The organism is uncultured Eubacterium sp., assembly GCF_945980375.1.
In the GTDB taxonomy this organism is placed as follows: domain Bacteria; phylum Bacillota; class Clostridia; order Oscillospirales; family Acutalibacteraceae; genus Eubacterium_R.
The window spans coordinates 124,337-150,698 of record NZ_CAMFQO010000002.1 but is presented as its reverse complement, the minus strand read 5'-3'; the positions used below and the strand labels follow the sequence as shown (position 1 = coordinate 150,698).

Sequence of the window (26,362 nt, the reverse complement as noted above, 5' to 3'; positions counted from 1 at the left end):
TATGCATGAAGTTGTAACAACACTACAGGAATTTTTATCCTCTCACGGAATACCCGATTGGCTTGTTGTATTCATTATCTCGCTGTGTCCCATATTGGAATGCAGGCTTGGTATGTTTACGGCATTTAGCCTTTTACAGATGAATCTTTTTGCCGGATTTGCAATAAGCTTTTTAGGTAATATATTACCTATTCCGTTTATTCTTTTGCTGATAAACAAAATCTTTGAATGGATGAAGAAAATCCCGGTCATCAAAAAGCCTATAATATGGCTTGAGGAAAAGACTCTTAAAAAAAGAGATAAGATTGACAAATACGGTATTTGGGGGCTGTTGCTTTTTGTTGCAATTCCGTTGCCGGGCACAGGCGCCTGGACCGGCTCGCTGCTCGCCTCCCTGCTTCACCTTGACAGAAAAAAGAGCTTTGGCGTAATCTGCGTCGGTGTTCTGTGTGCAGGCATAATTATGACCGTGCTGTCAAATGTGTTTAATTTGGCGGTATTTTAATGAATAATGAACAATGCTTTTTGCTTGACTGCCTTAGGGCGTACCTTAACGGCACAAGCATAAATGATGAATATGAAATTGATTGCGACAGCCTGTTTTCGTTAGCTATGGCTCACAATTTGGCTCCTGTCGTGTTTTCTGTGGCAAGGAATAATCCTGTGCTGCTTGGGTGCAAAAAGTCGTACGAAGCCTTTAAGGATGCGTTTTATGATGCAATAGTTTGCTACGATATGCAAAAAGATGCTATCAGTGAAATCGACGGCTTTTTAACCGACAACGGCATTGATCACGTATTCTTTAAGGGCTCGCAGCTAAAGGAATACTTTCCTGTGCCGGAGCTTAGGCTAATGAGCGATATTGACCTGCTGATACGGCTTGAGGACAGAAGCAGGGCAAAGACGGTTTTTTTGAAAAACGGCTACACAATTACCGAGGACAACGGTCCTGTTTACAACTACAAAAAAGACAATATCCTTGTAGAATGTCACACAAAAATTGTCAGCGGTAAGGTCGGCAATGCAAATGCGGAGGAATTTTTTGAGGACGCAATCAACCACGCGACATTTGAAAATCACAGGGGTACACTTGATGTTCAGTACAACCTTATGTATCTGCTGACTCACATTGCCCACCATTTTTGGTTTTACGGTGCAGGGGCAAAAATGATACTTGACCTTGCTGTAATAATAAAACACTTTAACCCAAGCATAGATGCCGTTGTTGACAATATGAAGGATTTACATCTGGACGAATTTGCAAGGGTTATATTTACCGTGTGCTACGATTGGTTTAATGTCGGCAAGGCATATGACTGTGATACCGACAAGGCAAAGGAATTTTTAATTTCTCACGGTGCCTTTGGCAACACAAACAGAAGCATAGCCGCTGTGGTAAAGCGCAAGGCGCTTGAGGAGGGGCATACAAGCACCCTTGCAACAAGGCTGAGTTTGTTGTTTCCGTCGTACAAAAAAATGAAAAACATCCCGTACGTCAAGTTCATTGAGGGCAGACCGTATTTGTTGCCGTTTGGATGGATATACAGGATAATATATAACCTAAAAAACAAAAAGGCTTTTGTAAAGGAAGCAACCTCTACCCTCGCAAATGATGAAACCGAGGCAGAGGCAAAAAAGGAAATAAAATTTTTTGAGGAGATAGGATTGCTATGATTTTCCTTATTATTTTAATAACATTAATTGCAATAGGCATAGTGCTTTTTCTAACCTGGTTTTTTGCAACCAAGGCAGACGGCAACTGCCCGATATGTGCACTAAAGGCTTTTCCGCCGACAAAAATTACCATTGACACATCAAAGGATGAAGAGCTTGTCGGTGGCAGCAAAACCCCGATTATGGGTTGGTCAAGCTGGAACGCACTGCGAAACCGTATTGATGAGGATACAATTTACGATATGGCAAAGGCAATGGTAGATACAGGCCTTGCAGATGCAGGATACAAATACGTAAACATTGACGACTGCTGGCACAGCTCTATGCGTGACGAAAACGGAATGCTTCAGGGTGACCTTGAATCCTTCCCGAGCGGTATAGCAGACCTCGGCAAAAGGATAAATGCACTCGGCTTGAAGATGGGACTTTACACATCTAACGGCTCGCTCACCTGCGAGGATTTGCCTGCCTCTCTCGGCCACGAGGAAATTGATGCAAAAACCTTTGCATCCTGGGGTGCGGAATACTTTAAGTACGATTTTTGCCACAATGAAAAAATCAGCGGCAAAACCCCTATTATCGAATATATAGGAATCAGCCGTAGGGGTGAGCGTGAATTTGTTAAGCTTACTCCCGACAGAGCAAAATATTCAGGCAGGGCAAGGGCAATTAAAGTTGACGACCTACCAACTAAAAAAGGTATTGCTTATCTTAACCATGGTGCCGGCAAGGCTACATTTAAGCTTGATGTTGCAAGCAGCGGCGAATATGTATTCACCGTTCATTTCAAGAAGCTTAAGAGCAGAAAGCCGACATATATGCAGATTGTTGTTAACGGCGAGGTAAACGAGGTATTCTTCCCACCGTCAAACGCATTTACTGCTGACGCAAGGCTTCAAACAGTAATAAGGCTGAATTCCGATGAAAACATCATCACCCTGCAAAACCCTGTTGTAACCCGTGCCGACTCGTCATACATCCAATACAGACGTATGGGCAAGGCTCTTGAGGACGCATCGCGTGACTGGGCAATTTACACAGGCACTGCACAAAAGCCTATCACCTATTCCCTTTGCGAATGGGGCACCTGCAAGCCTTGGCTGTGGAACGGCAAGGTTGGCAATATGTGGCGTACAACCCATGATATTTTTGCAAAATGGTTCAGCATTTATGTTATATACAAATTTACTGTAAGGCTGTACAAATACGCCTCTCCCGGTCATGTAAACGATCCGGATATGCTTGAGGTGGGTAACGGAAAGCTTACTCTTGAAGAAAACCGCTCGCATTTCAGTCTGTGGTGTATGATGGCTGCTCCGCTTGTTTTGGGCAACGATTTAAGAAAAATTGAAAGAAACGGCAAGGGACAGGACATCCTTGACATTGTAACCAACAACGAGCTTATCAGAATTGACCAGGATTCACTTGTTAAGCCTGCAAAGAAGATTGACAGACTTGGCAGTACGGATGTTCTTGCAAGGCCGCTGTCAAACGGTGATGTTGCGCTCTGTCTTTTCAACACGAGCAAAAAGAACAGGCACGTTGAGTACGATATTGAAAAGCTAAAGGATGATAAGTATCTCGATATAAGTCGTTTGGGTAATGCACAAATTAAGGATTTGTGGACAAACGACATCTTCCACAGCGATACAATCAAAACCGACATTCCGGCTCACGGAGTAAAGGTGTACAGAATAACCTGCAGATAAATCTTAATAACACAAAATCAAAAGCGACCCTCGAATAACTCGAGAGTCGCTTTTGTGTACCTATTAACATAGATACCAGGAGTAAATTTATATAAAATCTAAAAGGGGCTATATTAAAAAGGTTGACGAAATTAATCATACAACCTTGGTTGCACGGTGCTATATTTCCTTTAATTCTCCGTCATTAATAACATTGTATTCGGGAGAGTTGATATTAAGCCTTGCAGGGTCGTAGTCATCGGGAACTCTGTTTTTCACCATTGCACCCTTAATCATAAAGAATGCCACATCTCTGCTGAGGTCTGCATAGTTAACATCCAAAATCTTTGATGAAACATGCTTTGAAAAGAAATTTACCAACGGTCCCATCATAAATGCTGTAATAATTGTGCCTATGCCGATGTTTTTCACACCCGACAAATCACCTCTCATCAGCGCCGTAAAACCTCCGCTGACCACCAAACCGATAATTATTACCGCAATATCAGTCATTACTCTAACCCATTTGTAATGGATTTTTGTAGCATTGCTTATCATAAAGCCAACACTGTCATAAGGACCTACACCGATATTTGATACAAAGAACAGAGAGCAGGAAAAGCACAGAACAATTATGCCTGCCGCAAGCAAGCATATGCGAACAATAATGTTGTCACCTATCATCGGAGCGATCAGTGAGCTGAACAGCTCGCACGAATAGCCGACGCCAATCATATTTATTGCCGTACCCACACCGATTAAACCTCGATGTGCAAAAATAACAACAAACACAATGATTACCGCATTGACAATCAGCTGATATGTTCCGTACCCGATTCCTAAGGTTGATGAGACATTCATATTCATTGATGTAAAGGGGTCAACACCAAATCCTGAAACATTGAAAAGTGCAATGCCAAAGCCCATAACAATAATAGAAATTATTGTAAGGAAAATTCGCTTAACCATATTATGTTGAGCAAACATATCCTTAATGTAGCCATATGCTTCCTTTTCAAATTTTTTCATAGAATACGCCTCGTCAACCTGACAAATCTAATTCATTTGCCTTTATTTCCTCTCTCTTGCTACCCATTATATACATCAAAATCAAAAATGCAAGGGTATTTTGCTATATTCTATGTGTTAGACAATTCACACAAACAAAGTCAATATTTTTTGTGCAATATACACAAAGGTTATTCCATTTGTTTCCCTAAAAAAGATGCCGCAACCTGTACAAGCTTTATATCCGCTTCGCTTGGCAACGAGCCTTTTCCGTCATCAATAACAGCAACTGCACCGCTGACATCACCGCCGTAGATAATGGGATAAACAATTTGTGCCTGACGGTCAAAGCCCTCAATTGCATTCATTGCCCCAACCTTGTCGGTTTTGATGTGAATTTGACGATTTTCCATAAGCTCCTCAAGGCTTTTGCTGACTCGTCTTTCAAGCACCTCTCGCTTGCTCACACCCGACGCGGCGATTACATGGTCGTTATCGGTAATTACAACGGGCATACCTGCATCCTTGTGCAAAACCTCGGCATACTGCCCTGCAAAATTTGACAGCTCGCCGATAGGAGAATATTTTTTGAATATTACCTCGCCCTCACTGTCGGTATAAATTTCGAGCGGGTCGCCCTCCTTTATTCTAAATGAGCGCCTGATTTCCTTTGGTATTACTATTCTGCCCAAATCATCAATTCTACGCACAATACCTGTTGCTTTCATATATAAATCAATCTCCTTGCTTTACAAATTTGTACTGTTAGTATCTGTAAAACAAGGAGATTTATACTTTATTTCAGTTTCATTTCAAAAACTTTCAAATAAAAATCATTGATTTTTCGTGCAATAAATTCGGATAGTTTGCTCACCTTTATTAATTTGAAAATTTCTATTCTCAACAATTCGATTATTGTACACAATGCAAATATAGCCAAACTTGCCAATATTACGCAAATAATCATAACAATCGGCGATTTGGTAGCAAATGAAACGAAAGCATTATTAATAAGATAATTAAAAACAAGCGGATGAACATGTATTAAATAAACCCCTAATGCAGCAGGAGAAACGAAAGAAATAAGTTTAGTTGCGGTATTGTTTATTTTTATTTTTAAACAAAACAGCAACAAAAAAATTGCAGATAATAAAATTGTAATAGATATGTACGATATAAATGTGCCCTCAAATTTCGCTTTACCAAAAATACTTTTTGTTAAAAACCGAATTGTGATTTTACTTACAAACGTTAATACAATCATTGCAAAAAAGCCAACAATACATTTAAATGCTGTGATTTTTTCGCATATATTATACTTCCTGATGTATGCACCAAACAAATACACAATCATAAGCCAAATAGCAGAATAACCATTATTAAGGGTAAAAGCATCTATAGGAAGAACACAGTCTATGCAACATATTACAAACAAAATTAACAGTAAAATTTTTTTGTATGTTTGTTGAGAAATGTTATTTATGGTTTTATTTAAAAATGGAATGAAGAAACACAACGCAAAATATGAAGATACATACCACCATTGTTTTCCTAATATTGGCATAACCGCAACAACCAAATTTTTAATGCTTCTGCTTTCAGGTAAAAAAACAAAAAATAAAGAGGTAAACAACAACGAATAAAATAAAACCTGAAACCATAAACCGAGCATACTTTTTAATTTTACAGTCTTGTTAACCATCACATATCCGCTTATTAAAGCGAAACAATTAACCGCACAGTAAGCACAAATTTCTAAAAACCAGGCTATCCAATAGTTTATTTCGGTGGGTGAAGTACTTTTCAATACTCCACCTTTCCCTAATACATGTAGTACGGTTACAAGAAACGCCGCAATTATACGAAATAAATCAACATTATAATTCCTTTTTTCCATATATGAACTTCTTTCCTTTGTTTTTTTCAATATATCATAAAAACAGGAATAATTCAATTCGTTATTTTATTTCTTCCCACCACACTATGTATCACCAAGCAAAATCTATCAAAAGGTGTCAATGTTGTCAACAAGGGGACGCCCTCCTTAATTCTAAACGAGCGCCTGATTTCCTTTGGTATTACTATTCTGCCCAAATCATCAATTCTACGCACAATACCTGTTGCTTTCATATTTAATCCTCTCCAATGCAAAATAATTACTGTAATATTTTGCACAATAAAGGCAGGATAATACAAAACCGCAAATGGTATTTTTTGCAAAAATCAACGACGTGTTAGCAATTTTCTGTATCCCATCAGTCGCATATAAAATGCAACAGCTCCCCTTGATTAAAAACAAGAGGAGCCGAGTATTATGCATAAATTATTTTGATGATGACTGAAGCTGTATGTAAGGTGCGAGTGCGCCGGCAAGCTTTATGGTTGGCATTGTTTGAAGCACTACCCTGCCCGGACCGGTTATTACCGTATTGAACAAGCCCTCGCCGCCGAACACAATATTTTTTACACCCTTAACGGTTTGAATATCCATTTGGCAGGATGCAGACATCATTACAACATGACCTGTATCAACAATTATCTGCTGACCTGCTGCAAGGTTATATTCCACAGCAGCACCGTCAATTTCTATAAAAGCAAGTCCGTTACCCGAAAGCTTTTGCATAATGAAGCCCTCGCCGCCGAAAAATCCCGAACCGATTTTCTTTTGGAAGAATACTGACAAATCTACGCCCTGTGTGGAAGCAAGAAAAGCACTTTTTTGAACAATGCAATCATTGCCGGCACCAATCTCAACAGCAACAATATCACCTGGAAAGCTGCTTGCAAATGCAATCTCGCCGTTACCGCCGACTGCTGTATACTTGTTTTGGAAAAGCCTTTCACCCGAAAACATTCTGCCAAGCATTTTGCCTACTCCGCCACCTACGGTTTCCATTTTCATATTAGGTGACATCCAGCTCATTCCGCCGCCCTCTGTAATCATTGTTTCACCGTTTTCAAGCTGACAAACGACAACAGGAAAGCTTCCGCCTTTTACTTCATATCTCATAATAAAAATCCCCTTTTCAAATTATTTTTTATTATCAATTTCAGCATATCTATCAATTTCAGCATATCATATTTTTATGCGAAGCACAATACAAAAATACATCCCCAAAAATTTTGAAGGATGTATTTTTCTTATTTATATTACTGATTTTTCTTTGCTTCCTCGTACTTTTTAGCCTCTTCCTCTTCAAGAACTCTGTAAGCAACCTTGCCTACAAGAGTTTTAGGAAGCTCGGTACGAAACTCAATTTCTTTAGGAACACCGTAACGTGAAATGTTCTTTTTACAGTTTTCAATGATTTCTTCCTTAATCTTATCGGAAGGATCAACGCCCTGACGCAAAACAACAAAAGCTTTTACAACGTGCATTTTGTATGGGTCGGGCACACCTACTGCACAAGACAAAAGAACGTCCGGGTGAGCATCGATAGCATTTTCAACCTGTGACGGATAAACGTTGATGCCCGATACAATAATGAGTCGCTTCATTCTCTGCTTATAGTAAACAAATCCGTCCTCGTCCATAACACCAAGGTCGCCTGTATGAAGCCATACATTGCCGTCTGCGTGAACACGTAGAGTAGATGCTGTTTCCTCTGCGTTGTTAAGATAGCCCTTCATTACTGTAGGACCGCAAATACAGATTTCACCCTCCTCACCGTAAGGTACCTCTGTATCGTTTTGAGGATTAACGATAGCATAATATGTATCCGAAAACGGAATACCGATACTGCCCTCACGATAGGTGTCATACGGAGTAAGGCAGGAGGCAGTAACACACTCTGTTGTTCCGTAGCCCTCTCTGACCTGAATTGTTGCATTGTGATCCTTAAGGAACTTATCAACCTTTTTCTTGAGCTCTACCGAAAGAGAGTCGCCTCCGCAGAACATACCTCGAAGGAACGAAAGGTCAAAATCAAAGCCCTCGCTTCTTAAAAGTGCCTCGTACAATGTAGGAACGCCTACAATAACATTTGGCTTGTATTTTTTAACATCACGCGCATATGTTTGAATTGTAAACTGCGGAATAATGATGCAAGTACCGCTTGCCATAAGTGCAGTATGTATGCCTACACCCAAGCCGAAGCCGTGGAACAAAGGCATTACGGAAAACATCCTCAAGCCCTCCATAGAGAAGCCTGCGTTTGATGCAACCTGTGCGGCAAGTGCGTTCATATTAAGGTTTGTAAGCTGAATACCCTTTGATGTGCCGGTTGTACCGCCCGAGAAAAGAATAACCGCCGTGTCATCCTTTTTTGGAAATTCATTGGTAAGTGCCGGTGCCTTTTTGCCTGCCGAAACAAAATCTGCCCAATCAATAATGTCCTTGTTATCCTTTGGAAGCGGAGCAGGCTTTTTCTTAAGAGTAAGCGGATAAAGCATATTAAGCGGGAACGGAAGCTCATCCTTGATATGAGCAACAACAACCTTTACAGGATGGTCAACCTGCTTAAGTGCCTCAAGCACCTTTTCATAAAACAAATCGACAACCAAAACTGCCTTGCTTTGAGCAGTGTTGATATAAAAGGCTATTTCGCCGACAGCCGAAAGCGGATGAATCATTGCGGGAACCGCACCGATTCTGTTAAGAGCGTAAAAGGTATCTACACCCTGCGGAGTGTTCGGCATACATACTGTTACAGTGTCACCTTCATTGATGCCGATGCTTCTGTAAGCCTTGCCGAGAAGCTCTATCTTATTTAAGAATTGCTTATAGGTTGTCTTTTTGCCCTGAAATTCATAGGCAACGCTATTCATTTTTTTAAGCCTTTGTGCAGATTCCCTGACAGCCTCATACATAGAACCGCTCGGATAATCAAGATGTGCAGGAATATCGCCGAAATACTTTAACCATGGCGCATTTGGTGTATTCATATTCTGTCTCCTTTACCAATACAGTAAACAATCGTTATGGTGTATTATAACTAATTAACAAATTAATGTCCACCGTTTTGTAAATTATTAATAAATAATTTATAATCTACTGTAATTAATGCTGTCTTTATTGAAAAAATGAGCAGGAATTGTTATAATGAAAAAATACACAAAAAATACAAGAATCGGAGTGATATTATGACTCGTTTTTTAATTAAGCTGGGACAAAAAAGAGGCTTTGACCGTGAGGCCTTTGCAGTTATGAGTGGCGGTGTGGGCATAGTGTGCAACATCTGCCTTGCAATTTTCAAATTTTTTGTAGGAAAGCTTTCAGGCTCTATTTCCATCACGGCAGACGCCCTTAACAATCTGTCGGACGTGGCATCAAACACGGTGACGATAGCAGGTGCAAAGCTATCAAAAAAGCCCGTGGACAAGGAGCATCCGTTCGGTCACGGCAGGATGGAATATCTGTCAGCGCTTGCGGTGTCGGCATTGATTTTAATTATGGGCTTTGAGCTTGCGAAGGACTCTATCGGCAAGATTATTCACCCGCAGGAGCTGAAATTCAGTATGGTATATGTGCTGATTCTTTCTGCGTCAATTTTGGTAAAGCTTTGGATGGCATACTTTAACCACAGGCTTTTTAAGCATACCGACAACATCAACCTCAAGGCAGTTAGGCAGGACAGCCTTAACGACTGCATATCAACCCTTGCAACCATTGTTGCGTTAACACTCTCGCACCTGTTCAACATCGCTTGGATAGATGGTGTTATAGGCTTGGCTGTGGCAATAATTATCCTTATCGGCGGTATTAATATCGCAAGAGAAATAGTATCTCCGCTTTTAGGTCAGCCACCCGAAAAGGAGCTTGTTGACAATATTGAAAGAATAATGACCGAGCCCGACTGCATTATAGGTGTTCACGACCTTATCGTGCACGACTACGGTCCGGGCAGAATAATCGCAAGCGCTCACGCAGAGGTGCCGTCCAACATAAACGTTATGACGCTTCATGATGTAATAGACAATGTTGAAAAGAAAATTAACGAGGACCTTGGCATAATTATGTGCATACATATGGACCCCATTGTTGTTGACGACGATGAGGTTAACAAATACAAGGCAATGACCGCCGAAATAATCAATGAGTACAACAGCGAATACACCTTCCACGACTTCAGAATGGTTAAGGGCGAAACTCATACAAACCTTATTTTTGACCTCATCGTACCGTTTTGCGAGGAAAAGGAGAAGGCAAAAATTCGCACGGAATTGACGGAAAAATTTAAGCAAAGAGATAATCATATAGAGCTTGTAATGGTAATTGAACATTCATTTGTATAAAAATGTATAAAAATAAATGTTTGCATTATTATACAATATGTGATAAAATGAGTTATCTATCTTACGTATTATTATAGGAGGAGAACATATGACTACTGCACAAATATGCATAATGATATCGATTGTAGTATATTTATTCACTATTTTGCTTATCGGTGTCGGCTATGCAAAAAAGAACAAAAGTGTAGACGATTTTTATTTGGGAGGCAGAAGGCTCGGCCCGTTTGTAACGGCAATGAGCGCCGAGGCATCCGATATGAGCAGTTATCTGCTTATGGGTCTGCCGGGGCTTGCATACCTTGCAGGCTGTGCCGAGGTAGGTTGGACAATTATCGGCCTTGCCGTAGGTACATATCTTAACTGGCTCATTGTTGCAAAAAAGCTTCGTAATTATTCTGCACGCATCGGAGCAATCACTATTCCGGATTACTTTTCGTTAAGATACAAGGACAACAAAAAAATCCTTATGGCACTTGCTGCACTGATTATTATTGTATTTTTTGTTCCTTACACCGCATCGGGCTTCAGTGCCTGCGGAAAGCTTTTCGGCACATTGTTTGGCATTGATTACCACATCGCTATGGTAGTGTCTGCAATCATCATCGTCGGCTACACATCACTCGGCGGATTTACCGCTGCATCTGTTACCGACCTTATTCAGTCAATTATTATGACAATAGCATTGATTATTGTGCTTGTTTTCGGTGTGGCAAAGGCAGGCGGCATCGGCGCTGTTATGGACAATGCACAACAGCTAAGCGGTTATCTTAATTTGTTTACCGTTCATCATGACGAGGGCAACACCTCAACGGGCTTTGGAATAATAAGCATTGTTTCCACTCTTGCCTGGGGCTTGGGCTACTTTGGTATGCCACACATTTTGCTTAGATTTATGGCTATTGAAAATCCTGCAAAGGTAAAGACATCACGCCGTGTTGCTTCTGTTTGGGTTGTAATTTCCATGTTCATTGCACTTGCTATCGGTATTGTCGGCAGAGGTATGGTTGCAAGCGGAGCACTCGGCAAATTTGATGACAGCGAAACCATCATCATTCAAATCTCAAACGTATTGAGCCAAGAGGGTATTGCTCCTGCTCTTATTGCCGGTGTAATACTTGCAGGTATTTTGGCATCAACAATGTCAACCTCCGACAGTCAGCTTTTGGCTGCTTCGTCATCTGCAAGTGAAAACCTGCTTGGCGGATTGTTTGGTCTTAAGCTTTCCGAAACTGCAAAAATGATTGTTGCAAGAGTAACACTTGTTGTTATTTCCGTAATCGGTGTAATTATCGCCTGGGATGCAAACAGCTCTGTATTCGGCATTGTATCATTTGCCTGGGCAGGCTTTGGTGCTGCCTTCGGTCCGGTTGTGTTGCTTTCACTTTTCTGGAAGCGCTCAAACCTTTACGGTGCAATCGCAGGTATATTTGCAGGCGGTGTAATGGTATTCCTTTGGAAATTCGTAATTTCAGGCCTTTCACCCGTACTCAACATTTACGAATTATTACCTGCCTTCCTTACAGGTCTTGTTGCAAATGTTGTTGTTTCGCTTTGTACAAAGAAGCCTGATGATGAAATCGTCGGTGTCTTTGAAGAAGTAAAAAAAATGAAATAAGCTGAAGACTGTCGATAAAGTGGGCTGAAACACGCCATATAAATTAAAATAAACCAATTTGAGCCTCCCTTGTGTAAAGGGAGGTGGGTGCGATTTATCGCACTCGGAGGGATTGTAAAAGCGGCTTAGACATCGAATCTAAGCCGCTTTTGGCGTTTTTCGCCTTTTGCTCGGTCGAGGTACCCTCGTACATCTTCCCTCGCAAGAATGCGAAATTCAGCTCCATTTCTCAACAGTCTACCTGCGTGTCGAAATTTATAATTCGACTTTTTCGACACGCTGACAGGCAGTTTTTCTTGAACTGCCTGTTTTTTTATTTTAATATTGTAATTGAGGATGATATAATATATAATATAATAGATTATATATGCAAATACAGAACAAATACAGAAGCGGTGAAATTTTGAGAATTTTAGCAATAGGCGACGTTGTCGGCTCACAGGGATGTGATTATCTTCGTGACTGCCTGCCAAAAATAAAAAGAGAATATCGTCCGGATTTTGTTATCGTTAACGGAGAAAACAGTGCCGTCGGTAACGGAATTATTCCAAAAAGCGCACAGCACATTTTTACAAGCGGTGCAGATGCCATTACGCTTGGCAACCACGCACTGCGCAGGCCTGAAATTGCAGACTACCTTGACGAAAACGAATTTATCATCCGTCCGTGCAATTATCACAGCAGTGCCCCCGGCAACGGCTCTGTTATCCTTGAAAGAGGAAAAAGCCGAGTTGCCGTAATTAATCTTCAGGGCACCGTGTACCTTGACAGCAACACAAATCCGTTTGACGCCATTGATGCCGAGATAGAAAAGGTTAAGGCAAACGGTGCAAGGATAATTGTTGTTGATTTTCACGCAGAGGCATCGGGTGAAAAAAAAGGTATGGGCTTTTACCTTGACGGCAGAGTATCAGCCGTATTCGGTACTCATACCCACGTTCAAACAAGCGACGAGCAGATTTTGCCCAACGGCACCGCATATATTACCGACATAGGCATGACCGGTCCGTATTATTCTGTTTTGGGCGTAACACCGGAGCTTGCCATACAAAAAATGAAAACCAACCTGCCTGTAAGATTTGAAAATCCCGATGGTCCATGCACTATGGAGGGCGTCGTTATTGACATTAATGAGGCAAACGGCAGGGCTGAAAATATAGAAAGGTTTAGAGTATGACCAAAAAGGCATTGGCAATATTATTATCTATTGCAACAGCAATCGCCTTGTTTAGCGGATGCAAAAGAGAGGCACCGCCGGAGCATCAGCTTGTGGTGCAAACAACCGCACAGGTTACCGAGGACACCGAGGGCTTCAAAATAAGCTACAGCCAATCCGATTCATTAAATCCGTTTGAGTCGGACACGCTGAACAATCAAACAGCGCAGGACCTTGTGTTTGAGCCGTTGTTTAGGATTGATGAAAGCTTTGAGGCAGTTCCCGAAATTGCAAGCTCCTACACATATGAGGATTCCGACACGTTAACCGTTACCATAGTAAGCGGTCTGACATTTTCGGACGGCTCACCGCTTACGGCAAAAAATGTTGTCAGCTCCTTTAACGAGGCAAAGCAATCTCCGCGATGGAAAAACAGCCTTGCACCCATATACAGTGCAAGCACCGTGAGCGACACGGTAATTAAATTCAAAATGTCCTACGCAAATCCGTACGCGCATCAGCTGTTGACATTTTACATTTCAAAGGTTACAGACAACAGCAAATTCCCTATCGGTAGCGGTCGGTATAAGTTTACCGAGTCCGAAGGCAAGCTTTTTGCAGAAAAAAACGAGCTGTACAAGGAGGAATTTAATCCAAGGTTTACAAAAATACAGCTTGTTAACGTTCCGTCTGCGGAATCAATAAACAATGCAATCAACATAGGCAACATCAGCTATGCCTACCGTGACAACCCCAACGACAGTATCACAAGGCTGAAATGCGGTAAAAAGCAGGTAGCCCTTAACAATATGGTTTACTTAGGGCTGCACACATCAATGGGCGCAACATCAAAGCAGGAGGTCAGACGGGCAATATCACTTGCTGTTGACAGAACAACTCTTGCAAAGAGCGCATATCAGGGATATGCAAGGCCTTCAACCTCGCTGTTCAATCCTGTTTCTCGCATCGGCAGAGAAACACAGATTTTTGCTGACAGCGCCGACATTACGGCAGCGAAGCAGGCATTGGCATCGGCAGGATACAGCGACGGCGACGTCAAGCTTAAAATCGTTGTAAATCAAAACGAGCAAAGGGTTGCAGTTGCAAAGCTTGTTGAACGACAGCTTGAATCCGCCGGCTTTGACGTAACGGTTAAAAGCTATAATCAAAAGGTATTTAACGACGCGTTAAAATACGGCACCTACGACATCTATATCGGCGAAACAAAAATCCCAAACGATATGCGACTATCGTCGTTTTTTGACAAAAAGGGCAAAACCGCCTTTGGTATAAACACCGATTCCCAAACCTCAAGCCTCTACCGTGACTATCTTAACGGCAAGGCAGAGCTCGGAAAATTCATTTTAAGCTTTTCGGAGGATATGCCGTTTATTCCCGTTGTTTATCGCAACGGTGTAATATGCTACTCAAAGGCAATGCACGGCGATATGCAGGGAAGCTACGGAAATTTCTTTTCAAATATTGAGGACTGGTATTACAATTAACAACAATGTTCGACACATATTTTCGGCTACAATATGTGTTAACTTTAATTTAACGGTAGCCGAGAAAGGCAACGGATAATTATGATTAAGTACGAAAATCCAAACGGATATATTGAAATCACAAATAACTACTTTGCCAAGCTTGTAGGCAATGCCGCACAAAGCTGCTTCGGCGTTACAAGAATGGTTAGTGCAAATACTGTTCAAACAATCAAAACCGCTATCAAAAACAGAACTCAAAAGGCAGATTTTGACAACTCCAATCAGGGTGTTACAATCAAAAGCGTTAACGGTGCATTGGTTGTTGATTTGTCAATCGCTGTTTCATACGGTGTAAACATCAGCGCTATTGCAGACAGCATTGTAAACAAGGTCAGATACACTATTGAAAGCACAACCGACCTCAAGGTATCAGAGGTTAATGTGCACATCGAGGGTATTGACAACAGCATTAACTGATTGCGGAGGACTACTTAATGATTACAGGACAGATGTTTCGAGACGGAGTAATATCCGCGGCAAACAATATTGCAAACAGCAGACAGGCTGTTGATGCACTTAATATTTTTCCGGTTCCGGACGGCGACACAGGCACAAATATGTCCATGACCATTGCCTCCGCCTCCGACGACATAAAGGATATGCCCGACAACAGCACAATAGGTGATGTTTCAAAAAGGGTTGCATCTGCACTTTTAAGAGGTGCAAGAGGAAACTCCGGTGTCATTCTTTCGCTTATATTCCGTGGCTTTTCAAAGGCCTTTAAGGGTGTTGAGCAGGCAGACGGCGATGACGTTGCAAGAGCCTTTCGTATGGGCAGTGACGCGGCATACAAAGCAGTTATGAAGCCTACCGAGGGTACAATTCTTACAGTTGTAAGATGTGCTGCCGAGGCAGCCGAGGAAATGGCAAAAATTAACAACGATACTCTTGAGGTTTGCACAGCCGCACTCGAGGCGGCAAAGGAAGCACTTGCAAAAACTCCCGAAATGCTCCCCGTTCTTAAGCAGGCAGGAGTTGTTGACGCAGGCGGTCAAGGATTTTTGCTTATCCTTCAGGGTATGAAATCCGTAATTGTTCACAATGCTATTGTCAGCCCTGTCGGCGAAGAGGCTATGCCGAGCAAAAAGGCAGGCAGTGCCGAGCAGGCAGAGGTTGGCTACGACTGTGCATTTATTATTCAAAAGGTGCGCGGTGCAAAGGAAAGCGACGCTATCAAGCTTCGTGCTTTCCTTGAGGCTATCGGTAACGGCGTTAAGGTTAACGAGGACGCCAACAAAATATCCGTAAAGGTTGTCAGCGAACAGCTTGGAAGTATTATTCAAACAGCAGTTAAATACGGTCAGCTTTTTGACATAAGCATCAAAAATCTTTCCGAGCCGAATAACGAAGCCGACAAGAAAGAGGACGAGCCTAAAATTGCCGAGCCTGAAAACGACTACGGCTTTGTATCGGTTTGTGCCGGTAAGGGCTTAACGGAGCTGTTCAGTGACCTCGGAGCAGATGTTGTTGTCAGCGGCGGTCAAACAATGAACCCGTCAACCGATGACATTATCAACGCTGTGCTTGCAGTTCCGGCAAAGGTTGTATACGTTTTGCCAAACAACAAAAACATCATTATGGCGGCACAAATGGCAAGGGACAGTGTAACCGACCGTGAGGTCATTGTGCTTGAAACAAAAACTATTCCGCAGGGTATTTGTGCTATGCTTGCATTTGATGAAACCGTGGACAAGCAGGAAAATCTTGACGCTATGCTTGCTATGGCAGGCAATGTGCAAACTGCCAGCGTAACCTTTGCCGCAAGAGACAGCGAGGTTGACGGCAAGCCTATTAAAGAAGGTCAGATTATGGGCCTTTGCAACGGAGCTATAAAATTCATCGGTGAAAACAGAGAGGAGATTGCATTTAACGCAACTGCCGAATTGTTTAATCCTGATGAAAACAACCTTGTAACCCTTATCTATGGTGAGGACACAACCGAGGAGGAGGCGCAAAGAGTTGAAGAAATGCTCAACGAAAAATTTGCCTGTGACATTGAGGTTAGCATAGTAAACGGCGGTCAGCCTGTGTATTACTACATTATTTCGGTGGAATAATATGAATTTTGATGAATACAGTATTCAGTTCATAAAAGGTGTAGGAGATAAACGAGCCCAACTTTTTCACAAGTTGGGTGTTTACACTTTACAGGATCTTATTCATTATTATCCGCGAAAATATATTGATTGGAGCAAAACTCTTTCTGTTAAGGATGCTCCGTCGGGTGAGCCCGCCTTCATTAAAGCAACTATGATTACTCCGGTTAAGGAGGCAAAAATCCGCAAGGGGTTAACCCTTTACAAATGCAATTTCTCTGACGGCGAGGTTGTTATTCACGTTACAATTTTCAACAACGAATATCTTGCAAAATCGCTTCGCACGTTTGATGACTACATTCTGTACGGCAAGGTGGACAAGACCTTTACTGAGGCTTCAATGAGCTCTCCGCAAATTGAAAGAGTGGAAAATGCACGGGGCATACACCCTATTTATCCCACAACAAACGGACTGTCATCAAAAATTATAGAAAAGGTTGTGTCAGAGGGACTGAAAAAAGCAGAGCAAATACCCGAAAGCCTGCCGGAATACATTATGCAGGAATACGGATTATGCTCACTTGATTTCGCAATAAAGCAAATTCACTTTCCAACCAAGGAAGAAAACATACAAAAAGCGCGCAGGCGGTTAATATTTGAAGAGCTGTTGACTCTTCAGCTTGGACTAATGATGCTAAAGGGTGCAAGAAAGGTGCAGAATATGCAAAAAATCCGCACCGACTACACAGATGAATTTTACTCCCTGCTGCCCTTTGAGCCAACCAAGGCACAAAAAAGAGCCGTTGCAGACTGCATCGGCGACCTTATGGGTGACAGGCAAATGAACAGGCTTGTTCAGGGAGATGTCGGCTCGGGCAAAACTGCAGTTGCAGGTGCGGTTATGTACAGCATAATCAAAAACGGCTATCAAGCCGCGATGATGGCACCGACGGAAATACTTGCCGCCCAGCATTACGAAAGCTTTTGCAGGCTCTTTAAGGATGTAGACGTGAGGGTTGCTCTTCTCACCGGCTCAACAAAGGCAACGGATAAAAGAGAGATTAAACGTCGTCTGCTTGACGGTGAAATAGATTTAGTTGTCGGCACACACGCCCTTATACAAAACGATGTTGAGTTCAAAAGGCTTGGCTTGGTTTGTACAGATGAACAACACAGATTCGGCGTTGAGCAACGCTCAAACCTTGCAATGAAGGGCAACAACCCTCATCTTCTCGTTATGTCTGCAACTCCTATACCACGCACCATGGGACTCATTATATACGGTGATTTGGATATTAGTATTCTTGATGAGCTTCCACCCGGCAGGCAGGAAATTCGTACTGATTTGGTAACAACCGATTATCACCCAAGGATTTACAAATTTATCAAAAACGCAATTGACAACGGCAATCAGGCATATATTGTTTGCCCTCTTGTAGATGATAACGAAAGCGACTTAATCTCTGCAAAGGAGTATGCCGAGGAGCTTTCAACAAAGGTATTTGACGGATACAGCCTTGCCCTGCTTCACGGAAAAATGAAGCCAAAGGAAAAGGAACGTGTTATGGAGCGTTTTGCAGGCGGCGAGGTACAAATACTTGTTTCCACCACGGTTGTTGAGGTTGGCGTTGATGTACCGAATGCAACCATTATGCTTATTGAAAACGCAGACAGGTTTGGGTTGTCACAGCTTCATCAGCTACGAGGCAGAGTGGGTCGTGGCAAGGACAAAAGCTTTTGCATACTTGTGTCGGACAACAAATCAGAAGCCAGCGTTGAGCGATTAAAAATTATGAAATCCACCTCTGACGGCTTCAAAATTGCAGATTACGATTTGAAAAGCAGGGGTCCGGGTGACTTTTTCGGTACCCGTCAGCACGGCCTGCCAAAGCTTAAAATTGCCGATATGCTTGAGGATACAGGCACTCTTACTCAATGTCAGGAATGTGCAGGGCTTATACTCCGCGATGATCCGCGTCTTGACAGCTTTCCTGTGCTGTGCAATCAAATTTCAAATATGTTCAGAAGGTCGAATTACTAATGGAATACAAATACGAAATGCATACCCATACCGGACCTGTCAGCCAATGCGGTAGGGTTGCGCCAAAGGAAATATTAAGAATGTATATGGACAAGGGATACAGCGGTATTGTACTCACCGACCATTACAGTCCCCTCACCTTTTACAATCACAACTACTTTGCTCCGCAAAAAAAGATTGACTTTTATTTGCAGTCATACAGAGAAATGAAAAAAATCGCTCCGTCGGATTTTACCATTATGCTCGGCGTGGAGCTCAGGCACTACGGTACTGCAAACGATTACCTTGTGTACGGTGTTGAGGAGCAATGGCTGACCAAACAAGGAAATCTTTTGGCTGTGTGGGAAAAGCAAATGTATCAGCTTATGCACAGCGAGGGCTACCTCGTTTATCAGGCTCATCCGTTTAGGCCGGGAATAAGAAGGTGCAACCTTGATTACATAGACGGTGTTGAGATATATAACGGTAAAACTCCAAAGGAGTCTAACGAAAAGGCAGAGGCTTGGGCAAAGGAAAACGGCAAGCTTATGGTGTCGGGCTCTGATTTTCACACCCCTGCCCATTTGGCAAGAGGGGGAATCATCACCCAAAGCCCGATTCGTAACAACGCCGATTTGCTTGACACTTTAAGGTCTATGGATTTCGAAATGATAAAAACCTATTGACAGTCTGTACCCTAAAAAATTCTCTTTTTTATATCTTTTTTAATGGTTAAATATGGGATATAATTCAGGCATAACAAACCAAAAGGAGAATTTTTTATGGAAAAGACAACGCAAAATAAGGTTAAACGCATTTGCATTACGGGACTTATGGCGGCTCTCATTGCAGTTGCAACAGCATTCATCAAAATGCCCACAGGTATCAATTCGGGCTATCTTCACTTTGGTGACAGTATGATTTATTTGGCAGGCTGTCTGCTCGGGCCTTGGGCATCACTTGCTGCGGCAATCGGCGGTGGAATTGCGGATGTTCTTGCCGGTGCTCCGCAATGGGCTATACCAACCGCAATCATCAAGGCAATTAACGCTGTGCCGTTTATCATTGTTGCAAGAAACAGCAAAAAAATAATTACAAAATGGTCGGTTTTGATGACAGTTGTATCGGGCTTGTGGACTATCGGAGGCTACCTTGTAGCAGAGGGTATACTTTACTCCTTCCCAACAGCCTTGACATCTGTTCCGTTTTCTGCTGTACAGGCAGTAGGCTCGGCGGTTGTATTTGTAATTGTCGGCTTGGTGCTTGACAAAATTAAAATTCAAAAGTACATATAAAGCGTAAAAGCAAAAAACAGATTGAAAACCAATTTCAATCTGTTTTTTGGTGTGTGTCAAAGGTCTGTTATCTTACATATTATAATTTGAAAGATAACAGGCAAGCCCGACCTGACAGTGCAATACTGCCCTTTGAATAGCTGTCAACGTCTGCCTGATGACATATATATCACATTTGATTTGACAGCCTGTCATATTCATCAATCGCCTTTGACAATGCTATATAGCAGTAGCCGAGCTGATTGTTCATTTTGTCCTTTGCGGTTGAAATGTGCCTTGAAACCGTAGGCTGTGAAAGCTTAAGCAGGCTTGCAATTTCTGTTTGAGTTTTGTTGTTTTCGTATTTATACCTAAAGCACAGGCTTTGCATTGGAGTCAACTCCTCCTGCATAATTATAGGCATTATCGTTGAAAAAGCCTTCTTCTTTGCCCGTTCCTTATCTAACGAGTCAGAATCGAAATAGCTTTTGGTGTAATAATTATCAATAAAATCTATCATTGTTTACGTCCTCCTCATAGTATCCGAAAAGCATTGAAGCCGTGCGCCTGCACTCGCACGCCATATCGTAATATATCTTTATTTTTCGTCTTAAGCTGACAAGGTCCTCACCGCGATAAACACTAAGCAACGGCTTCATTGCGTCGAGCCTTGTGCTAAGAGCCTTGTACTGATTTTCATATTCCTGTGCCAATTCCGTTATTGTCATACTTATCATCCTTTCTGTTAGATTGAATCGGCTTGAGTGGTTGACCGATTTGAGCAACAATCGTTTTCGAACTTATGTACGAAATTGTTGCTGTCTACTGCATATATTAGTCGAACATTTGTATTGTGTCAATAAAATCGGCAAAAAAAGTCCAAAAAACTTCTCGACAAAAATCGACATTCAGGACAAATACCGTTTAATCAGTCCACTAAAACACCATAACTTTAATTTATGGGTATCATCATAAAGTTTAATGTGCTGTTTTGTATAAATTGGCAAAAAACTTTTAACTTTTCACTTGACAACTTTGTTTATTTTTACTATAATGTGAATACGCTCAAAACGGAGCCGCAACCGTTTTGGGTAACCTGTCCTCCTATAGTTTGTTATAGACAGAGAGGGAAAGGGAGCAAGTGTTACACCTGCTCCCTTTTTCTTTTGGCTTCTTTGCCTTGTATTAATTACATTAATATGCTATAATAAACTGAATTAATCTGCGAGGTGATTTTATGCAGGAAATTATCACAGAGGTTAAGGGCGAAGCTCTCACCATAGTAAACTCTACAAATACAGCCATTGCCGCACAAAGCGGATCGTTGCCCGTGTTTGGAACACCGTTTATGATTGCCCTTATGGAAAAGGCAACCTGCAATGCTGTTTCGGAATTTCTTGAGGAGGACGAAACAACGGTTGGTACATCAATCAATGTCACTCACGACAAGGCAAGCGGAGTGGGTGCGGTAATCATTGCGCACGCAACTCTTGTCGAGGTACAAGGCAGAAGGCTTATATTTGATGTTAAGGCTTGCGAGGACAACGGTGCGGTAATAGGAAAAGGAACTATTGAACGATTTGTTGTCAGCAGCAAGCGCTTTATGAAAAAGGTGGAGGCAAAATAATGGTAAAGGCAGTCGTTTTTGACTTTGACGGCACATTGTGCGACACGGGTGTAGGAGTTAAAAAAAGTGCAAAATATGCGCTTGATGCCTTTGGCATTAAGGCTCCCGAATGGGAGGAGCTTGACTTTTTTATAGGTCCTCCGTTGCTTGTAACCTTTCAGGAAAGGTTTAATCAAAGTGTAACTGATGCGGAAAAGCTTGTAAAAAAATACCGCGAACGCTACACAAACATAGGGCTTTACGAAAGTGAATTTTATAACGGCATTCCACAGCTAATAAAGGACCTAAAGTCACAGGGCTTTAAGCTTGGCATTGCATCATCAAAGCCGATCAACTATGTTGAGGAGCTGCTCATCAAGGCAGATTTGCAAACATATTTTGATTACATCAGTGCTGTAAGCTTTAACGCAGACTGCGAATCAAAGCAAAGCATACTTGAGCGTTGCCTAAACGAGCTCGGGGTGGAGCCGAACGATGCAATAATGGTTGGCGACAGGTTTTATGATATGGACGGTGCACGCGGTGCGGGAGTTGACAGCGTTGGTGTGCTTTGGGGCTTCGGCAGTAAATTTGAGCTTATAGAAAGCGGTGCAACATATGTTGTTGACAAAATACAGGATATAGAATCCATAGCCCTCGGCATGTATGAACGAACAGAAAATGTGCAGGGCATATACAACGGCAGAGTAGTTAATTTTCACGTTGACGACATTACCCTTTGCAACGGCGAAAAAGCAACAAGAGAATGCGTTGACCATCCGGGCGGTGTGGGAATAATTGCCCTAACCGACGACGAATATGTATATATGGTGCGTCAATTCCGCTATCCGTACAAGGAATCTATTTACGAAATCCCTGCCGGCAAGCGAGAAAAGGGCGAGGACCCGCTTGAAACCGGCAAGCGAGAGCTTCAGGAGGAATGCGGTGTTGTTGCCGAGAATTATATCGACCTTGGCAGAATTTATCCGTCACCCGGCTACACAAACGAGGAAATATATCTTTATGCCGCAACAGGATTAACCGAGGTTGAACAAAATCTTGACGAGGACGAATTCCTCCAGGTTACAAAAATGAAGCTGACAACCCTAATTACAAAAATAATGAGCGGTGAAATAACAGATGCAAAAACCATTACAGCCGCATTTAAGCTAAAGGAATTGAGAAACATAAAATAATGAGTGTTTATTTGGACAACAGTGCAACAACAATGCCCACAAGGGAGGTTGCCGACAAGGTTTACAAAATGCTTACCGAAAGCTTCGGCAATCCGTCATCCTTTCATCAGGAGGGGCTTAACGCCTATGCCGAGGTACGCAGCGCGAGAGAGACGATTGCAAAATCGCTTTCCTGCGAGAGCGACGAAATTGTTTTTACCTCCGGCGGAACAGAAGCAAACAACCTTGCAATTCTTGGCTCTGCCGGTGCAAACAAACGCAAGGGCAACAGAATTGTAACAACGGCTATCGAGCATGAAAGTGTGCTTGAATCGGTATCAGAGCTTGAAAAGCAGGGCTTTGAGGTTATCAGGCTTGAGCCTAACGAGGCGGGTAACATAACAAAGGAGCAGATATTTGACGCCGTAAACAGCGACACAATCCTTGTCACTATGATGTACGTAAACAACGAGGTTGGCTCTATCCTACCCGTTGAGCATATAAAAAAGGCTGTGGCAAGGGCAAAGGCACCTGCGCTTATCCATATTGACTGTGTGCAGGCATACGGCAAGTATGAAATCAAGCCAAGCAAGCTCGGTGCGGATTTGGTGACAATCACCGCACACAAGGTACACGGTCCAAAGGGTACAGGCGCACTGTACATCAAAAAGGGCACACGCATTTTGCCAAGAGTATTCGGCGGCGAGCAGGAAAGAAAAATCAGACCGGGTACAGAGGCTTCTCCGCTTATTGCAGGCTTTGGCATGGCAGTCAGCCAATTCCCCAACCTAAAGGAGCAGGAGGAAAAAATCAAAAAGCTTAATGCATACGCACGGTGCGAGCTTGAAAAAATTGACGGAGTAAAAATCAACAACCCCGCCGATTCATCGTGCTACATTCTGAATGTATACATCCCAAGCTTTATGACAAGCCAAACAATCGTTCAGCATCTGTCAAGCCAATATGACATTTATGTCAGCAACGGCTCTGCCTGTGCAAAGGGCAAACGCAGTCACGTGCTTACTGCAATGAGGCTCGGCGACAGAGTTATTGACAAATCAATCCGCATAAGCTTCAGCAGATTTAACACAAAGGATGATGTTGACCTACTTGTGTCTGCCATTAAAGAAACCGTGCAAAAATATCCAATAAAATAGGACAGAAATATGAGAGAAATAATACTTATAAAAAACGGAGAGCTTGTACTCAAGGGGTTAAACCGCAACACCTTTGAGGACATACTAATAAAGAATATGAAAAGGGCTCTTGCCGACATCGGAGCCTTTACCTTCAAAAAAAGCCAATCCACCATTATGGTGGAGCCAAGCGACGACAGCATCGACCTTGATGATGCGGTTGACAGGCTCAAAAAGGTTTTCGGCATTGCGGCTCTTTCAAGGGCCTTGGTAACAGAAAAGGATATGGACAGCATCAAAAAAGCAACCTTGGAATACCTCGGTGAAAGATTTGAGGAGGTTGCAACCTTTAAGGTTGAGGCAAAGCGAAGCGACAAAAAGTTTGCACTCAAGTCACCTGAAATTTGCCGTGAGCTTGGCGGACATATTCTTTCAAACTACCACAACCTAAAGGTAGATGTGCATAATCCTGACCTTACGGTTACTGTTGAAATCAGAGACACCTATGCATTTATCAGAGGCAACAACATCAAGGGCGCGGGCGGTATGCCTGTCAGCACAAGCGGCAGAGGTGCAGTGCTTATCAGCGGAGGCATCGACTCCCCCGTTGCCGCATATATGATGGCAAAAAGGGGCATTGAGCTTATTTCGGTGCACTTTGCTTCACCTCCGTACACAACACAGCTTGCAGAGCAAAAGGTTATGGATTTGCTGCACAAGGTTGCGGCATACAGCGGACCTATTGCAACCTATGTTGTACCTTTTACGGAGCTTCAGGAGGAGATTAGGGACAAGTGCCCTGAAATCTATTTCACCATCATTATGCGCAGATATATGATGAAGATTGCCGAAATAATTGCAGGCAACCAAAACTGCTCGGCACTCATAACAGGAGAAAGCGTCGGTCAGGTTGCAAGCCAAACAATATATGCACTCGGTTGTACCGATGCCGCAACACAGATGCCTGTGTTCAGGCCGTGTATCGGTATGGATAAGGACGAGATTATTCGTATTTCAAGAGAGATTGACACCTTCCAGACCTCAATTCTTCCATATGAGGATTGCTGTACCGTGTTTACACCTAAGCACCCTAAAACAAGGCCTCATCTTGACGAAATCATTGAGGCAGAAAAGGCACTTGACAGCGAGGCACTCATTGCTCGTGCCGTTGCAGGTGCAAGAAAGACAGTGGTTAAATAATGAGCGAAAACAACAAAAAAAGCATTGACATCAAGGCATTTGCAAAGAAGAATAAAATTGCATTAATTTGCGTGGGTGCAGTGGCACTTATCGGCATATTGGCAATAATCATAAACATTGCATCAACCGCGTACCTCAAGCCGTATGAAAAGAAATACGGCATAACCTATCCAAAGGGTATAGCCGAGGAATTCTGTGACGCCTACGGTCAAAACAAAAACGTATCGGCAAAAATCACCTTTGGTGACGGACAGCTCGGTGAGGTGTTTATCCTAAACAGCGACTACCAAAGCGGTGACCATTTTGACGAGGGCTCCGCCATTGATGACGATGCACAGATTAAATCAATATCAATAGAAAGCTCGTCTGCCGATATAGAGGGGCTCTATTCAAAGTCAACAAATTACATCAACAGCACACAGGCGGTATACCTTACCGACATTTACGGCAAATCAAAAACCTACCAGATTATCGCCGCATACTACACAAACACAAACCCGAGCGATGACAACGGCTACACCTTTCCGTACAATGCCTGCGGTACATTAACCGAGGACAGCTTCAACAGCTATGAGGACAGAGTTATGTCACGAGCATTGTACCATACAGGATATGATATGTCGTATACCGACAGGTATTTGAGTATCAGCGCCGACAGTGACTTTATGCAGGACTTTAGATTTGTCATCCTTTGCGTTGAGGTGGACAAGATAGTTACACCGTACAAGGAGGTTACCGAAAACGAAAAGGTACACTATCCGCAGGTATGGTATGACAAAAACAATGAGCACAACCCTTATTGGCTTGCAGGTCAATGGCGTCCCGTAATTTATACAGACAAGGCTCACAAAGTATCAAGATATTTGTTTTAATTTATCCCAACCGTATTTATCACCTTGGATTGCACTTGCATCCAAGGTGAATTTTTATCCCCCCACGGGGCTTGTACAACGATTATGCCTGTGCTAAAATCTTAACATAATAAGAAAAGAG

At 42.5% G+C, this 26,362-nt stretch carries 24 protein-coding genes and 1 pseudogene; 17 read left to right on the top strand and 8 right to left on the bottom strand.

What is annotated here, in order from left to right; all coding sequences use genetic code 11:
• Position 1: 1 nt before the first annotated feature.
• From Q0P34_RS01625 to Q0P34_RS01615, 3 genes are read left to right on the top strand one after another with little or no spacing between them, the layout of a single operon-like run.
• Entirely contained in the window at positions 2-505 is a 504-nt protein-coding gene (locus Q0P34_RS01625; protein ID WP_294951900.1) for a small multi-drug export protein, read from the top strand.
• Positions 505-1,674 (top strand): nucleotidyltransferase family protein, encoded by a 1,170-nt coding sequence (locus Q0P34_RS01620; RefSeq protein ID WP_294951897.1) that lies wholly within the window; start codon positions 505-507, stop codon positions 1,672-1,674. Before Q0P34_RS01625 ends, Q0P34_RS01620 begins: the two co-directional genes overlap by 1 nt.
• Positions 1,671-3,383, top strand: a complete 1,713-nt coding sequence (locus Q0P34_RS01615) for an alpha-galactosidase (protein WP_294951894.1) — start codon at positions 1,671-1,673, stop codon at positions 3,381-3,383. The genes Q0P34_RS01620 and Q0P34_RS01615 overlap by 4 nt, the downstream gene beginning before the upstream one ends.
• Before the next feature lie 159 nt (positions 3,384-3,542).
• Here Q0P34_RS01615 and Q0P34_RS01610 read toward each other — a convergent pair whose 3' ends face one another.
• From Q0P34_RS01610 to Q0P34_RS01585, 6 genes and pseudogenes are all read right to left on the bottom strand, one after another.
• Entirely contained in the window at positions 3,543-4,391 is an 849-nt protein-coding gene (locus tag Q0P34_RS01610) for a hypothetical protein (RefSeq protein ID WP_294951891.1), read from the bottom strand.
• Between the two features lie 170 nt (positions 4,392-4,561).
• A complete protein-coding gene (locus Q0P34_RS01605) occupies positions 4,562-5,098 on the bottom strand; it encodes a stage V sporulation T C-terminal domain-containing protein (RefSeq protein WP_294951888.1) in 537 nt (178 codons plus the stop codon).
• A gap of 68 nt (positions 5,099-5,166) precedes the next feature.
• The gene (locus Q0P34_RS01600; RefSeq protein WP_294951884.1) at positions 5,167-6,267 is read right to left on the bottom strand and encodes an acyltransferase family protein; all 1,101 of its coding nucleotides are present in this window, start codon (positions 6,265-6,267) and stop codon (positions 5,167-5,169) included.
• A gap of 131 nt (positions 6,268-6,398) precedes the next feature.
• Positions 6,399-6,500 (bottom strand): annotated as a pseudogene (locus Q0P34_RS08430) (AbrB/MazE/SpoVT family DNA-binding domain-containing protein); the annotation flags it as partial.
• A 193-nt stretch (positions 6,501-6,693) separates the two neighbouring features.
• Positions 6,694-7,380, bottom strand: coding sequence for a TIGR00266 family protein (locus Q0P34_RS01590; RefSeq protein WP_294951874.1), 687 nt, complete (start codon positions 7,378-7,380; stop codon positions 6,694-6,696).
• Between the two features lie 140 nt (positions 7,381-7,520).
• The gene (locus tag Q0P34_RS01585; protein WP_294951870.1) at positions 7,521-9,254 is read right to left on the bottom strand and encodes a class I adenylate-forming enzyme family protein; all 1,734 of its coding nucleotides are present in this window, start codon (positions 9,252-9,254) and stop codon (positions 7,521-7,523) included.
• A gap of 198 nt (positions 9,255-9,452) precedes the next feature.
• Here Q0P34_RS01585 and Q0P34_RS01580 point away from each other — a divergent pair, with 198 nt between their 5' ends.
• From Q0P34_RS01580 to Q0P34_RS01540, 9 genes are all read left to right on the top strand, one after another.
• Positions 9,453-10,604 (top strand): cation diffusion facilitator family transporter, encoded by a 1,152-nt coding sequence (locus Q0P34_RS01580; RefSeq protein ID WP_294951865.1) that lies wholly within the window; start codon positions 9,453-9,455, stop codon positions 10,602-10,604.
• 88 nt (positions 10,605-10,692) lie between these two features.
• Positions 10,693-12,219 carry a sodium/proline symporter gene (locus Q0P34_RS01575; RefSeq protein ID WP_294951863.1) on the top strand — a complete coding sequence of 509 codons (1,527 nt, stop codon included), beginning with the start codon at positions 10,693-10,695 and terminating at the stop codon, positions 12,217-12,219.
• Between the two features lie 403 nt (positions 12,220-12,622).
• A complete protein-coding gene (locus Q0P34_RS01570) occupies positions 12,623-13,396 on the top strand; it encodes a TIGR00282 family metallophosphoesterase (protein WP_294951860.1) in 774 nt (257 codons plus the stop codon).
• Positions 13,393-14,880, top strand: a complete 1,488-nt coding sequence (locus Q0P34_RS01565; protein WP_294951857.1) for an ABC transporter substrate-binding protein — start codon at positions 13,393-13,395, stop codon at positions 14,878-14,880. The genes Q0P34_RS01570 and Q0P34_RS01565 overlap by 4 nt, the downstream gene beginning before the upstream one ends.
• 81 nt (positions 14,881-14,961) lie before the next feature.
• Entirely contained in the window at positions 14,962-15,339 is a 378-nt protein-coding gene (locus Q0P34_RS01560; RefSeq protein WP_178669009.1) for an Asp23/Gls24 family envelope stress response protein, read from the top strand.
• A 17-nt stretch (positions 15,340-15,356) separates the two neighbouring features.
• Entirely contained in the window at positions 15,357-16,979 is a 1,623-nt protein-coding gene (locus tag Q0P34_RS01555; RefSeq protein ID WP_294951851.1) for a DAK2 domain-containing protein, read from the top strand.
• Between the two features lies 1 nt (position 16,980).
• Positions 16,981-18,999 carry an ATP-dependent DNA helicase RecG gene (gene recG / locus Q0P34_RS01550; protein WP_294951848.1) on the top strand — a complete coding sequence of 673 codons (2,019 nt, stop codon included), beginning with the start codon at positions 16,981-16,983 and terminating at the stop codon, positions 18,997-18,999.
• Positions 18,999-19,664 (top strand): PHP domain-containing protein, encoded by a 666-nt coding sequence (locus Q0P34_RS01545; RefSeq protein ID WP_294951845.1) that lies wholly within the window; start codon positions 18,999-19,001, stop codon positions 19,662-19,664. Before recG ends, Q0P34_RS01545 begins: the two co-directional genes overlap by 1 nt.
• 96 nt (positions 19,665-19,760) lie before the next feature.
• Positions 19,761-20,273, top strand: a complete 513-nt coding sequence (locus tag Q0P34_RS01540) for a TIGR04002 family protein (RefSeq protein WP_294951843.1) — start codon at positions 19,761-19,763, stop codon at positions 20,271-20,273.
• Positions 20,274-20,442: 169 nt separating this feature from the next.
• Here Q0P34_RS01540 and Q0P34_RS01535 read toward each other — a convergent pair whose 3' ends face one another.
• Positions 20,443-20,772 carry a sigma factor-like helix-turn-helix DNA-binding protein gene (locus Q0P34_RS01535; protein ID WP_294951840.1) on the bottom strand — a complete coding sequence of 110 codons (330 nt, stop codon included), beginning with the start codon at positions 20,770-20,772 and terminating at the stop codon, positions 20,443-20,445.
• On the bottom strand, positions 20,756-20,980 hold the full coding sequence (locus tag Q0P34_RS01530) for a hypothetical protein (protein WP_294951837.1): 225 nt from the start codon (positions 20,978-20,980) through the stop codon (positions 20,756-20,758). The genes Q0P34_RS01535 and Q0P34_RS01530 overlap by 17 nt, the downstream gene beginning before the upstream one ends.
• Positions 20,981-21,489: 509 nt before the next feature.
• Between Q0P34_RS01530 and Q0P34_RS01525 the strand changes: the two genes are divergently transcribed.
• From Q0P34_RS01525 to Q0P34_RS01505, 5 genes are read left to right on the top strand one after another with little or no spacing between them, the layout of a single operon-like run.
• Complete coding sequence (locus tag Q0P34_RS01525; RefSeq protein ID WP_294951835.1) at positions 21,490-21,879, top strand: hypothetical protein; 390 nt, start codon at positions 21,490-21,492, stop codon at positions 21,877-21,879.
• The gene (locus Q0P34_RS01520; protein ID WP_294951832.1) at positions 21,879-23,054 is read left to right on the top strand and encodes an HAD-IA family hydrolase; all 1,176 of its coding nucleotides are present in this window, start codon (positions 21,879-21,881) and stop codon (positions 23,052-23,054) included. The genes Q0P34_RS01525 and Q0P34_RS01520 overlap by 1 nt, the downstream gene beginning before the upstream one ends.
• Positions 23,054-24,190 (top strand): cysteine desulfurase family protein, encoded by a 1,137-nt coding sequence (locus Q0P34_RS01515; RefSeq protein ID WP_294951829.1) that lies wholly within the window; start codon positions 23,054-23,056, stop codon positions 24,188-24,190. The genes Q0P34_RS01520 and Q0P34_RS01515 overlap by 1 nt, the downstream gene beginning before the upstream one ends.
• Before the next feature lie 9 nt (positions 24,191-24,199).
• The gene (gene thiI, locus Q0P34_RS01510) at positions 24,200-25,369 is read left to right on the top strand and encodes a tRNA uracil 4-sulfurtransferase ThiI (protein WP_294951826.1); all 1,170 of its coding nucleotides are present in this window, start codon (positions 24,200-24,202) and stop codon (positions 25,367-25,369) included.
• Entirely contained in the window at positions 25,369-26,241 is an 873-nt protein-coding gene (locus Q0P34_RS01505) for a hypothetical protein (protein WP_294951823.1), read from the top strand. Before thiI ends, Q0P34_RS01505 begins: the two co-directional genes overlap by 1 nt.
• The last annotated feature ends 121 nt before the right edge of the window (positions 26,242-26,362 follow it).

Bases quoted from the DNA above. Each gene is read 5' to 3' on its own strand.
- Q0P34_RS01535 (WP_294951840.1), bottom strand. From the start codon at position 20,772: ATGATAGATTTTATTGATAATTATTACACCAAAAGCTATTTCGATTCT.
- Q0P34_RS01540 (WP_294951843.1), top strand. From the start codon at position 19,761: ATGGAAAAGACAACGCAAAATAAGGTTAAACGCATTTGCATTACGGGA.
- thiI (WP_294951826.1), top strand. From the start codon at position 24,200: ATGAGAGAAATAATACTTATAAAAAACGGAGAGCTTGTACTCAAGGGG.
- Q0P34_RS01615 (WP_294951894.1), top strand. From the start codon at position 1,671: ATGATTTTCCTTATTATTTTAATAACATTAATTGCAATAGGCATAGTG.
- Q0P34_RS01565 (WP_294951857.1), top strand. From the start codon at position 13,393: ATGACCAAAAAGGCATTGGCAATATTATTATCTATTGCAACAGCAATC.
- Q0P34_RS01560 (WP_178669009.1), top strand. From the start codon at position 14,962: ATGATTAAGTACGAAAATCCAAACGGATATATTGAAATCACAAATAAC.
- recG (WP_294951848.1), top strand. From the start codon at position 16,981: ATGAATTTTGATGAATACAGTATTCAGTTCATAAAAGGTGTAGGAGAT.
- Q0P34_RS01580 (WP_294951865.1), top strand. From the start codon at position 9,453: ATGACTCGTTTTTTAATTAAGCTGGGACAAAAAAGAGGCTTTGACCGT.
- Q0P34_RS01605 (WP_294951888.1), bottom strand. From the start codon at position 5,098: ATGAAAGCAACAGGTATTGTGCGTAGAATTGATGATTTGGGCAGAATA.
- Q0P34_RS01525 (WP_294951835.1), top strand. From the start codon at position 21,490: ATGCAGGAAATTATCACAGAGGTTAAGGGCGAAGCTCTCACCATAGTA.
- Q0P34_RS01505 (WP_294951823.1), top strand. From the start codon at position 25,369: ATGAGCGAAAACAACAAAAAAAGCATTGACATCAAGGCATTTGCAAAG.
- Q0P34_RS01555 (WP_294951851.1), top strand. From the start codon at position 15,357: ATGATTACAGGACAGATGTTTCGAGACGGAGTAATATCCGCGGCAAAC.
- Q0P34_RS01585 (WP_294951870.1), bottom strand. From the start codon at position 9,254: ATGAATACACCAAATGCGCCATGGTTAAAGTATTTCGGCGATATTCCT.
- Q0P34_RS01545 (WP_294951845.1), top strand. From the start codon at position 18,999: ATGGAATACAAATACGAAATGCATACCCATACCGGACCTGTCAGCCAA.
- Q0P34_RS01625 (WP_294951900.1), top strand. From the start codon at position 2: ATGCATGAAGTTGTAACAACACTACAGGAATTTTTATCCTCTCACGGA.
- Q0P34_RS01575 (WP_294951863.1), top strand. From the start codon at position 10,693: ATGACTACTGCACAAATATGCATAATGATATCGATTGTAGTATATTTA.
- Q0P34_RS01590 (WP_294951874.1), bottom strand. From the start codon at position 7,380: ATGAGATATGAAGTAAAAGGCGGAAGCTTTCCTGTTGTCGTTTGTCAG.
- Q0P34_RS01610 (WP_294951891.1), bottom strand. From the start codon at position 4,391: ATGAAAAAATTTGAAAAGGAAGCATATGGCTACATTAAGGATATGTTT.
- Q0P34_RS01620 (WP_294951897.1), top strand. From the start codon at position 505: ATGAATAATGAACAATGCTTTTTGCTTGACTGCCTTAGGGCGTACCTT.
- Q0P34_RS01515 (WP_294951829.1), top strand. From the start codon at position 23,054: ATGAGTGTTTATTTGGACAACAGTGCAACAACAATGCCCACAAGGGAG.
- Q0P34_RS01520 (WP_294951832.1), top strand. From the start codon at position 21,879: ATGGTAAAGGCAGTCGTTTTTGACTTTGACGGCACATTGTGCGACACG.
- Q0P34_RS01600 (WP_294951884.1), bottom strand. From the start codon at position 6,267: ATGGAAAAAAGGAATTATAATGTTGATTTATTTCGTATAATTGCGGCG.
- Q0P34_RS01530 (WP_294951837.1), bottom strand. From the start codon at position 20,980: ATGACAATAACGGAATTGGCACAGGAATATGAAAATCAGTACAAGGCT.